We start from the raw sequence: 11,614 nt of genomic DNA, 5'->3' as shown, positions 1-11,614 counted from the left end.
GTATCCGTTTTTGGTGATTGGATGCAAAGTTAGCCATTCAAATCGTGGACATTATATTTTGCTCGTAAACTCCATGTTTTCAAATGTATATATTCAATGTTAATGATTTTAAGTGGACACTAGTGTTAATTCATCTCTTTAAAAGGAATAGTTGCACAATGCAGCTATACGATGATTATCGGCAGCATGCGTATTGGTCACCTTACCTGTAGCAGTCTGAATCGTTCCGTAATCGGCAACCGAATAGGAATATTCGACCCCAATCGTAAAATTCTTTATATTATAATCGGTCTGCACACTCATATTATATAATTTGTCGATATCCATACCCATACCATAGGTCATCGAACTTGAAACCAATGGCTTATTGGTGCCCAGGTTTTTAGTAAACCCACCGAACAAGCCCACCTGCCACTTCTTACCATATACCACATTCACCCAGCTGGTACTATGATTAAAATTCACATAATCGTATGCTCCGGTCACCGGATCGATGGAAGTAACCCCGTATCCTCCCAACGACAAAGTATGCACGTTGTTCTGTCCGTAGATAGTCTTCGCATTCAGCTTCCACCATTCGCTGCTATAGCTCGCAAAAGCCAGAAGAGACGCAGAAACATTCCGTTCAGAAACTTTATAAGTCAGCTCCCCTTTGGTCGATTGGGTACGCGGAGTAAGGGTAAGCACATCTGCACCCACACCCACTATAAATCCCTCTTTCCGATAATCTATTCCGGCAAACATTTCCGGCACCACAGCATCTCTGGAGTATTCCAACATCTTAGATCCCAAAGGTCCGGACGATCTGTATTGATTCTGGAAGACAGCGGCTGCCTTTATATTGAATCGGCTGAATTTATAATTATACTGCAACTGCGGACTACGGCTAAAGGGCTGGAACGGACATCCGGTGTTCAGATTCACAATAGATGGCAAAACCTCACCGAACAAAGGATGCCAGGTCTGTCCCACCAACAGAGAAGAGCGCCCCCAATCCAGATTCACATAAGCATGTCTTATACGCAGCGTGGTAAAGTTACCCAGAACGGAAGTAGAGAAACCACCAAAGTCCGTTTCAATCTTGGCAGTGGTCTTGGCGTTAAACAACATGGGTCCGGTAATATCCAACCCTAAACGCGTACAAAAAATAAAATCACCCGAATTCGAAACGGCGTTTAAGTCTTCGCCATTGGGATCAAGCTGAATATCCTTCGGGTACATAAAAAATGCACCTTCCACCGATTCTACATTATGTCTGCTATTATAAAACACATCAGTACGAACGCGACCATAGAATTTATAGCTAAAATCCTTCACCTGGGCGCTTACGGATACAAACACAAATGTAGCCGTAATAAGAAGAAAAAATCGTTTCATTTATATATGGGGAAAACTTGGTTTCACTACCTGAATCGGGGTGCAAAGATATATATTTTTTCCTATCTGATTTGATTAACGAAATATTATTTGTTACTTTGCTTCCACCTTGTAAGTAAACAAGTCAAAATAGTTAACAAAGTAAATCATATATTGGAAAATGAGTACAAAAAAATTTTTATTACAGGAAAAAGATATACCAACCGCCTGGTATAACATTGCCGCTGATATGAAGAATAAACCTCTTCCTATCTTAAATCCGAAAACGAAAGAACCCCTTCACGCCGAGGATCTGTATCCTCTTTTCGCGGAAGAGCTTGCCAGACAGGAAATGAATCAGACTGATGCATGGATTGAAATACCCGAGGAGGTACGAGACATGTACAAAATATGGCGCCCCACCCCGTTGGTACGTGCCTATGGCCTTGAAAAAGCGCTGGACACACCCGCCCATATTTATTTCAAGAACGAGAGTGTAAGTCCGGTTGGCTCACACAAACTTAATTCGGCCATTGCTCAGGCCTATTTCTGCAAAAAGCAGGGAGTGACCAATATCACCACCGAGACCGGAGCCGGACAGTGGGGGGCGGCCTTATCTTTTGCAGCCAAGGCCTTCGGCCTGGAATTGGCAGTATATATGGTAAAGGTAAGCTATCACCAAAAACCCTACCGTCGCTCCATTATGCAATCTTACGGTGCCGAGGTTATCGCCTCACCCAGTATGAGTACACGTGCCGGACGTGATATCATAACCAAACACCCCAACTATCAGGGCAGTCTGGGAACCGCCATTTCAGAAGCAGTAGAGCTGGCCATGCAGACCCCCAACTGCAAATATACCCTTGGTAGTGTTTTGAATCACGTTATGCTGCACCAGACTGTAATCGGACTTGAAGCCGAAAAACAGATGGAAATGGCAGGCGAATATCCGGATATTGTAATCGGATGTTTCGGCGGCGGTTCAAATTTTTCGGGCATCTCCTTCCCATTCCTGCGTCATAAGCTGAACGAAGGGAAAGACATCCGGATTATCGCGGCAGAGCCCGCTTCCTGTCCGAAGCTAACACGCGGGCAGTTTCAATACGACTTTGGAGACGAGGCAGGTTATACACCACTTATTCCAATGTACACATTGGGGCACAACTTTGCTCCTGCCAACATTCATGCCGGTGGACTTCGTTACCATGGCGCCGGATCAATTGTAAGTCAGCTTAAAAAAGACAACCTGATGGAGGCTGTAGATATCAAACAGCTTGACACATTTAATGCAGCTCTTTTATTTGCTAAAACGGAAGGGATTATTCCTGCACCGGAATCTTCTCATGCCATTGCTGCAGCTATTAACGAAGCGCTTGTATGTAAAGAAGAAGGAAAGCAGAAAACGATCTTGTTCAATCTATCCGGACATGGATTAATTGATATGGCTGCGTACGACCAGTATTTATCGGGCGACCTGAGCAACCATGAGCTGTCTGACGATGAGATTGGCAAAAACCTGAACGAATTGGAGCACCTGATCTAAGCCAGAGCGGTTCTCTGTTTCATAAAAAAAGCTTTAAGGAAAATCCTTAAAGCTTTTTTTGTGCGTTGTGTGTGTGTGTAAGTAAACATTAAGAGAATATTGAATCATAAGCAGATGCCGGGCTAACCAACTGTTGCTTATTAAAACTAAAGTCCTTTTTCTTTTTGTCCCACATTCCGTAATCAGAACTGATTTCTCCGGTTTCCTGATTATACTGATATGAAATCAAATAATAGGGATCCCACTCCCCCGTGGCTTTATTCCATCTATAGGCCTTCTTTTCAGAAACCTTGCCTGTCTCATTATAAGAGAATTCATACTTTACCTCTTTATTGAGCAAGCCTTCCTCATTAAGGAATACTACTTTTGAGACAATCTTGCCGTCCACCTCTTTCGTATCATACAAATAGTTACGAGGAGAAGCTGCCGAAGCAAACAAACCACAAGCAAACATAATTACCAAAGCAAAGATGCTTTTTCTCAAAATCGTTGTTTTCATAAAATTTATCATTAATAAGATTACTAACAAAATGATATGCAAATATCCGTACAAAAGTTGATTTACACAAACAAAGTAGACATTTTGTTAGTTAAATTTTACTATTTAACATATTTTAAGGAATCAGAGATCTTGATTTTAACACTTAACTTACGATTTGAAAGCTATAATTCTTATATTTTACAATTTAGGCTTATTATCCCTGTAAAAACGAAGATTTATAAACTTACAATTTTCCATAATACTCATCTATCGTATAATTCAAAAAGCGATTTAAAGGCAATAGCTTCTGAAATTCGCTAACAGAAGCCTCCAGCCAGGTACTTTCGGTGAAGAATGAATCGGGTTTAACACTTGCCACGCAGAAATCTTTATGTTTCAAAATGTCACCAAAGGGTATATCCGAAGGAAATCCGGCAGGCATCCGCTTCAGTACGTCACCTTCCAGTGCAGGAAAAGAGGCTTTAAAGGATGGATCTTCCAGAATTGCCACAAATTCGTCCATATGATCGTATATATCCTGACGAAGTAATTTCAACAATTTAGGTTGCGGACACCAGATACCTCCCGACAACATGCAATTACCGGGTTCAATATGTATGTAATAACCTCCCCTTTCGCTGGATCTTCCACCCCGGGCAATGTATGCAGCAAAGTGATTCTTATAGGGAAGCTTATTGGGAGAGAAACGGATGTCCCTATAGATACGGAATAAACAATCTTTCGCTTCCAGGCCGGCAACCTCCGGATCAAAAAGGGCGATGCGGTTGATAAGACTCTGCACATCATCGGCAAATAACTGACGTAACACATCATAGCGTCCCTTATTTTCCTGAAACCATGCGCGGTTGTTGTTTTTTTGTAATTCTTTTAAAAAAGAAAGCATTTCAGGTACCATATATACTATGTATTAATTTCATCAAAGATAAACATAAAAATGACACAAGTATCTGCTCTGCGCAGCATACTTGTGTCATACCTGTTTAACAAAAATACTTATATGATCTATTGCAGGCGGAAAGTAATTGGAACCGTATATCTCACATTTACAACTTTACCTTTATGAACTCCGGGAGTCCATTTCGGCATCAGGGAGAGTACCCGTAAAGCCTCGGCATCCAACAGCGGTTCAATACCGCGAACCACTTCAAGTTGTGCTATATTACCTTCTTTATCAACGGTAAACGAAGCTATAACTCGTCCCTGATTCCCCGCTCTTTGCGATTCTTCGGGATACTTGATACTTCTTTGAAGAAATTGCAACAGGGCAGCGTCTCCTCCCGGAAAAGAGGGCAACTGATCAACTTCAGTATATACCTTCTCTCCATTATAATCTCTGGGAGGAGTATCTTTCATTTTTTTAGGCTCATTCTTTTGTGCTGTTTTTTTCTGATTATCATTAGCCGGAACTGCCGGTTGTGCATCTGCGGGAGTATAAGCCACTACAACCACCTCAGGCATCACCGAATCGGTTGGTTGGATATCAGATGGAAGCGTAGTAACACGTGCAACCGTTTCCAGATTATTTACCATCAATAATAGAGCAGCCAAAGGTGCAAACAGAAGATACTTGGTTCTTCCGATTTGATGTGAACGTTTTTTATTCATCATACGAATTCTGTTTTTTAGGGGTAATACATTAAAACTGTTATATAAATTTGCTGCAGCCTTTTGATTAGCCAGTCCCAACAGGTGGAACTGGTAGCTTTTACGGTCGTGACCGCTTAATAAAACTGTCTGATCTGCCAGGTATTCCAGGTTCTGACGTACCTCTCTTTTCAGAAGCCAGACAAACGGATTCACCCAGAACAACGTACACAACAGTTCACTCAGAATTACGTCCAATGAATGCCATTGCCTTACATGTGTCATTTCGTGCGTAAGTATCTCATCCACCTCCTGCTCCGTATGAGAAGGCAGGTGAATAAAAATCAGATGAAAGAAAGAGAATGGTCCGGCCGGATGGTTCAGTAAATGAACATACACACCGTTGATACGGGCTGTCTTACATTGCACAGACAATACCAGGATGCTTCCCAGTTGTACTGCAAATCGTATTCCAAGCACTGCCACTCCCGCCAGGTAAAGGAGAAAAGCCGACTGTAACAACCAGCCGTCGGGAGTAGCTGCCGTTGTTTTACCGGCACTTACAATCACCTCCGGAAGCATGGCCGAATAAACCGTAGCTGCTTCCGTTACCGTATTAATCTCCTTCATCCAGCCGCTAAAGTCGGGCAAAGGATAGACAACAGCCACCAACAACAGCCCTATCAAAGTCGTTCTACGCAGTCTGAAAAAAGTATCATTGTAAAAGAATAACCTATAAAAAGCGTAGAAAAACAAAATGGCGGCATTCACCTTCATAAAATAAATCATATCGGGACTCATAGCTGTATGTATTAGATGGTTACTCTTTCCCTTTTTCAATCATATCGATAATCTCTTTCAGATCATCGGCCGAAAGCTTTTGCTCTTTGGCAAAAAAGGAGACCAACTCCTTGTACGAGTTTTCAAAATAATTATGAACCACCCCTTTCATAAACATACGCTTATATTCGGCTTCGCTTACAAGCGGAGTGTATTCATAGGTATTGCCATACCTTTTAGCCTTTACATACTTCTTACGTTCCAGATTCTTCACAACCGATGCCAGTGTAGTATACGGCGGTTTCGGGTCGTCATATTTAGCTAAGATATCCTTTACAAAACATGGGGCAGCTTGCCAAAGTACAAGCATTGCCTCCTCTTCCTGTGCAGTCAGTTTTTCCATATCTCCTTGTTTATTACGATTACTTCGCAAATCTACGAGTATTTCGTAATAAACAACAAGAAAGACAATTAAATAGTGTTAAATACTTTTATTATAAAGATAAAAGAGGTTTATTTAACCATAGCGGCCTGCAAATAGTCCTTCTGATACTGCAACGGGGTCTTACCTTTAAACTCCTTAAACTGATGGTGAAAGTTTGAGGCATTATTATACCCGCAGGCATAGCATACTTCCGCCACATTCATTTCGTTTTCCATCAGCAATTTACATGCATAGCCGATACGTACCTCCATTAGAAACTGCACATAGGTCTTGCCCGTTTTTTGTTTGAAGTAACGGCAGAAAGATTCTTTGGAAAGATTCAACTGGTCGGCAACATCCGATATGGAAATATCCCGTTGAAAATTATTGAAGGTAAAATTATAGATCTTGTTGATACGGGAATTGTCATTGAAAGAAAAGTTGTTTGTAAAACCTTTGCTGGCAATCAGGTCGTATTCTTTCTCACGGGCAATACGCTGCAGAATACGCAATAAGATAAGCAACCGGTCGGCATAATCGGCTTCAAACAAAGCATACATCTCCTGCTCCATGGAGGCAAGGGTATTTCCTTTCACAGACAAACCATAGGTGGTAAGCGAAAAAAGCTCTTTGATTGGAGACATCTCGGGTAATGCCAAAAATGTATTACCAAGCACGTCGGGCGAAAAATGAACCACAATCGCCTCAACTTCCTTTCCGGCATCCGCTCTTTCGTAAGAGATGGCATGAGGAAGATAGGGTCCGGTGATAATCATGTGGCATCCCTCGGTTATATCCCGGGTATTATCCCCCACAATTTCGATGCCTTTCCCTCCGCGAATCAGCAAGAACTCAATCTCGGGATGATGGTGCCAAAGATTATACTGTGAATTAGGTCCGGTATCTTTTCTAACGTTAAAAGAAAACTCCGGGTTCCGTGTTACACGTCTCAATGCAGGTTTCATATCATTCAGCTGTATTTAGGTGGTACTTTCTGAAAGGCAAAGATGCACTATTTTTTTAATCTTCGTGCATAAAAACCGGCATAATATACAGTATTCTGCCAAATAACATAGAAAATAAAGATAATATAATACAGTAAATAGCCATAATAACAAAGTAGCGCTCTATTTAATTGCTTTACATTTGCATCAGTAGGAATTAAGATAAAAATCAGCATATTATGAAAAAGAAAGTTGTAACATTCGGTGAGATAATGTTGCGTTTGGCAACCCCCGATTACCTTCGCTTTAATCAGAGCAATCAGCTAACAGCAACATTTGGCGGCGGCGAAGCAAACGTTGCCGTATCATTGGCAAATTATGGAATAGAGGCCTCTTTTGTGAGTCGCCTTCCCCAAAACGATATTGCCCGTGCCTGTGTTATGGACTTACGCAAATACGGGGTGGACACCTCTTCCATTGTGTACGGTGGCGAACGACTGGGCATCTACTTCCTCGAAACCGGAGCAGTTGCCAGAGCCAGCAAGGTGGTATACGACCGGGCACACTCATCCATCGCAGATATAAAGCCGGGTATGATCAACTGGAAAGAGGTACTGAAAGATGCAGGCTGGTTTCACTGGACAGGAATCACTCCGGCTTTGTCGCAAGGAGCAGCAGATGCCTGCCTGGAGGCTATCCGCACAGCCAACGAGATGGGAGTTACCGTATCGTGCGATCTTAACTACCGTAAAAACCTGTGGAAATATGGAAAAACGGCTTCGGAAGTAATGCCTCAGCTGGTAGAGGGTTGCGACGTGCTGCTGGGTAACGAAGAGGATGCCGAAAAGGTATTCGGGATCAAGCCCGAAGGGTTTGATGCAAGCCAAACGGAAGGAGAAGTGGATGCGGCCGAATTTGAATCGGTATGCCGACAATTACAGGCCCGTTTCCCACGTGCCAAAAAGGTGATCATCACCCTGCGCGGATCTATCAATGCCAATCACAATACATGGAGCGGCGTACTGTACGACGGCAAAGAACTGTTTACGGCTCCTACCTATAATATAACACATATCGTGGACCGTGTAGGTGGCGGCGACTCATTCATGGGTGGTCTTATCTACGGACTGATCTCCTATCCGGAAGACAGCCGGAAGGCGCTTCATTTTGCCGTAGCCGCCTCCTGTCTGAAACATACCATTTACGGAGACTTCAACCAGGTTACCGTTGAAGAGGTGGAAAACCTGATGAAGGGTGATGGTTCGGGACGCGTTTCACGTTAACCACCCGATACGCATAAAGAGTCAAGATACAACAAACGTATACATTATAATATGGCAAAATTTTCGAAAGTACAGGTTATAACAGCCATGACCGAGACAGGGATGGTTCCTGTATTTTATCATAAAGACATTGAAGTAGCCAAAGAGGTGCTCAGAGCCTGTTACAAAGGTGGCGTAAGGGCGTTCGAATTTACCAACCGGGGCGACTTTGCCCACGAGGTATTTGGCGAACTGGTAAAATTTGCACAAAAGGAATGTCCGGAAATGATTGTAGGTGTAGGATCTATTGTTGATCCGGCAACCGCCGCACTTTACATTCAGCTGGGAGCCAATTTTGTTGTCGGCCCTCTGTTTAATCCCGAAATCGCCAAAGTATGCAACCGCCGACTGGTACCTTACACTCCGGGATGCGGATCGGTTTCGGAGATCGGCTTTGCCCAGGAGGCAGGATGCGACATTTGCAAGGTATTCCCCGCAGGCAACGTGGGGGGACCCTCGTTTGTAAAGAATGTAAAAGCTCCTATGCCCTGGTCTTTGCTGATGGTTACCGGAGGAGTAGAACCCACCAAAGAAAACCTTTCGGGGTGGATGAAGGCAGGGGCAACCTGCGTCGGTATGGGTTCCAACCTGTTTCCGGCGGATGTTATCGCCTCCAAATCATGGGAGACCATCACGGCCAATTGCCGCGAAGCATTGGATATCATAGCCAGTGTACGCTAAACAACAAGGGCAGTTCATTGGAACTGCCCTTGTTATTTATCCACTATAAGCTACACCCCCTGCTTAACCCAAGCGGTTCCAGCTTCACCCCTTTCGATTTAAACTCGGCTTCCTGATATACACGGGTCTTTATCAGCAGCGCCCCATCCAAGGCATTGGCCACATACTTGAGCGTCTGGCCCGGAGTAAGTCTTTCAATAGATTCCACCTGTTTAGGGTCCATCGTCCGTATCACATAATCCACACTTGTACGCACCCCATCCACCAACACAACCAGTTCGCCGGGTCTAAGGTTATCGTAAAAATCCGCATCACTCTTTACCTCAAACGTAGATTTCCCCCGGGTGGAAATCAGTCCGTATCTCCACGTATCTGTTCCATCTTCCTTATAAATTTTCGTAACCTTAAACCCAATCATTCTGTCCAGCAATGAAAAAATATCGGATGTGTAATTCTGAGTATCAATAATTTCACGGGTAATCACATTCACTCCGTAAAAAGGCTTCGATTCTACATGCTTGATCTTTTTGCGTGCCGAGAGGGTAATCTCCGGAATCTGGTATACTTTATTCTGATCTTCATCATATCTCGATTCTATTCGCTGCTTCTTGTTGTAGGTTGCGGCCGACTCCACCGCATAGCTTGTTCCGGTGAAATCGGTACCGGCAAATACGAACACATGCGGATAGACCACCGGAAATTCAAACTCGTCGGCTTCCACCTTCAGAGCCGGACTCTTACCCTTGGCATTGTATGCCTGAATGAAAAATGTGGTGCCAACGCCATAATCATCCACCGCCACCTCAAATGTACCATCCTTAATTTCGGCATCGTAGGTAAATCCGTTCAACTGATTGAATGCAATAACCGATCCCTCTTTCTGTTTATTGTTAAACTCGGTAAATACCTTCCCCTGGAAAGTGAGCAGTTGTTCAGGCATGTAACGATAATCGAACCGTTGCTGCAACAGATCCGCCCAGTCAAACCGCCCCCAGGTATTGGCTATCAGCATTCTGTCCAGTTGGGAGACCGCATCGGCATCCAGATTCTCAAAACAAGATGCTGCATCAATAAGCGGATACTTTAAATCGGTTGTAACCAACAGCTGGGCTGCGGCAAGCGGTGAATGGTCGGGCAAGGCCGGTCTGGCTCCTGCATGATTGAATATAACACGTTCCGAAACCACGTTACCGGCATCATCGATAAGAGCAAAAGCAAAAAGTCCCTGCTCGTATGCAGACACATCAATTATGCCCGAAAGCGCATCGCCCGAAATCTTTTTTTGCAGGCAAACCTGCCCTCTGAACATCAGTACCAGTTGATAGGATTCTATCAGCTTTGCCGGCGCTTGAACCGTATACCGCAACTGATGCCGGTTCAGGTTAACCTGTAGTACGGGATTACCATTACACAACGGAACCTTGAACAGCTCCTCTTTATCCTCTCCTTTCACCGAAAGCAGGTACTCTTTCCCCTCTGAAGGAACAAAGCTTATACAACCGTATCCGTTACGGTCGCTGCTGATTCCGCTTAAAATGGTATCCCCTGAAGCACTTACCAAAACACCCTTTTTTTCGAGGGGAGCTCCCTTCGGATCGGTAATCCGGAACACCATATTCTGTAACTTTCCGGATACCAGATGTCCGCCTTCCGGGTAAAAAGAGAGGCGGCTGTCGGCAAGAGGTAAAGAATCGGTCCGGGTTTGGGCATTCCCTATTTCCACCGGCACCATCGGAAAAGAGGTAACCTTGTAATTGGCCATAAAACGGGTATAGCCCCTCAGGTAATAATCGCCCGAAACAATAAATTTATCGATGGGGATACGGTCGCAGAACAATCCGTTTTCCGCCCGTATCTTATGTCTTACAAAAACAGAATCATTGGCTCCCACAAGTTCGAGGTACACATACCTGCTGTAATGGGTAGAGTCCAGTAAGAACGCATCTGTGAGCCCTCCCGAGACAGCCAGTGTATCTCCCGGCCACAACTTTGAATGTTCCACATTGAGAAAAACCTTTTCGGCCTGCAATTCGGGATAGTCGGCATTCACCACGGCAAACCCCATCAGGGGAGCCAGTAACGCAATACAGAGACAATAATATTTCTTCATACGGATCAAAGTTGCATGTCTCCATCCGGAGAAGACAGACATAAAACTTAGCAACAACACACACACGAGATTATAAGCAGGTATTTTCATCGGAATCAAAGTTTGTGCGTTAAATATCAGAATTAATAAATTAACATGCAAACTTTTTAAAAAATTAATTCACCCTCCTGAAACATCCTCCGTACGGAGTTTGTAGCGAAACCAGTCGAGTAGGCCTGAGCATTTCAGCTCAAGCCTCTCACAGAACCGTGCGTGACAGTCTCCCATCACACGGCTCTTCTTATTCAGTCTGATAAGATTACCATTTCTTGTTAGCTGTTGGAGTTACTCCCCACTGCCAGTGGTAAAAGAGTTTAGACTCTTTCCGG

The 11,614-nt window shown here is 43.9% G+C and carries 10 protein-coding genes; 3 read left to right on the top strand and 7 right to left on the bottom strand.

Annotated elements, in window-relative coordinates; genetic code table 11:
- Positions 1-138 precede the first annotated feature (138 nt).
- Positions 139-1,377, bottom strand: coding sequence for a hypothetical protein (locus AB7E53_RS12470; RefSeq protein ID WP_446775984.1), 1,239 nt, complete (start codon positions 1,375-1,377; stop codon positions 139-141).
- Positions 1,378-1,537: 160 nt separating this feature from the next.
- Between AB7E53_RS12470 and AB7E53_RS12465 the strand changes: the two genes are divergently transcribed.
- Complete coding sequence (locus AB7E53_RS12465) at positions 1,538-2,899, top strand: TrpB-like pyridoxal phosphate-dependent enzyme (RefSeq protein WP_068182032.1); 1,362 nt, start codon at positions 1,538-1,540, stop codon at positions 2,897-2,899.
- An 88-nt stretch (positions 2,900-2,987) separates the two neighbouring features.
- Here the strand turns inward: AB7E53_RS12465 and AB7E53_RS12460 are convergent, their stop codons facing one another.
- The 5 genes from AB7E53_RS12460 to AB7E53_RS12440 all read right to left on the bottom strand — a co-directional run bounded on the left by AB7E53_RS12460 (position 2,988) and on the right by AB7E53_RS12440 (position 7,154).
- Positions 2,988-3,398 (bottom strand): DUF3836 domain-containing protein, encoded by a 411-nt coding sequence (locus AB7E53_RS12460; RefSeq protein ID WP_079684028.1) that lies wholly within the window; start codon positions 3,396-3,398, stop codon positions 2,988-2,990.
- Positions 3,399-3,624: 226 nt separating this feature from the next.
- The gene (locus AB7E53_RS12455; RefSeq protein WP_350456317.1) at positions 3,625-4,296 is read right to left on the bottom strand and encodes a DUF2461 domain-containing protein; all 672 of its coding nucleotides are present in this window, start codon (positions 4,294-4,296) and stop codon (positions 3,625-3,627) included.
- A gap of 107 nt (positions 4,297-4,403) precedes the next feature.
- Complete coding sequence (locus AB7E53_RS12450; RefSeq protein ID WP_446775982.1) at positions 4,404-5,786, bottom strand: TonB family protein; 1,383 nt, start codon at positions 5,784-5,786, stop codon at positions 4,404-4,406.
- Between the two features lie 19 nt (positions 5,787-5,805).
- Positions 5,806-6,168, bottom strand: coding sequence for a BlaI/MecI/CopY family transcriptional regulator (locus AB7E53_RS12445; protein ID WP_068182024.1), 363 nt, complete (start codon positions 6,166-6,168; stop codon positions 5,806-5,808).
- A gap of 110 nt (positions 6,169-6,278) precedes the next feature.
- The gene (locus AB7E53_RS12440; protein ID WP_068182021.1) at positions 6,279-7,154 is read right to left on the bottom strand and encodes an AraC family transcriptional regulator; all 876 of its coding nucleotides are present in this window, start codon (positions 7,152-7,154) and stop codon (positions 6,279-6,281) included.
- Between the two features lie 218 nt (positions 7,155-7,372).
- On the opposite strand from AB7E53_RS12440, the gene AB7E53_RS12435 reads away from it, so the two are divergent.
- On the top strand, positions 7,373-8,416 hold the full coding sequence (locus AB7E53_RS12435) for a sugar kinase (RefSeq protein ID WP_179400117.1): 1,044 nt from the start codon (positions 7,373-7,375) through the stop codon (positions 8,414-8,416).
- Between the two features lie 51 nt (positions 8,417-8,467).
- The gene (locus tag AB7E53_RS12430) at positions 8,468-9,136 is read left to right on the top strand and encodes a bifunctional 4-hydroxy-2-oxoglutarate aldolase/2-dehydro-3-deoxy-phosphogluconate aldolase (protein ID WP_446775980.1); all 669 of its coding nucleotides are present in this window, start codon (positions 8,468-8,470) and stop codon (positions 9,134-9,136) included.
- Between the two features lie 43 nt (positions 9,137-9,179).
- Here the strand turns inward: AB7E53_RS12430 and AB7E53_RS12425 are convergent, their stop codons facing one another.
- A complete protein-coding gene (locus AB7E53_RS12425; RefSeq protein ID WP_446775978.1) occupies positions 9,180-11,336 on the bottom strand; it encodes a TonB-dependent receptor plug domain-containing protein in 2,157 nt (718 codons plus the stop codon).
- Positions 11,337-11,614 lie beyond the last annotated feature (278 nt).

Origin of the sequence: Macellibacteroides sp., from assembly GCF_050251695.1 — a bacterium.
Taxonomy (GTDB): Bacteria; Bacteroidota; Bacteroidia; order Bacteroidales; family Tannerellaceae; genus Macellibacteroides; species Macellibacteroides fermentans.
The sequence above is the reverse complement of the archived record's forward strand: the minus strand, read 5'-3'. Positions and strand labels throughout refer to the sequence as shown.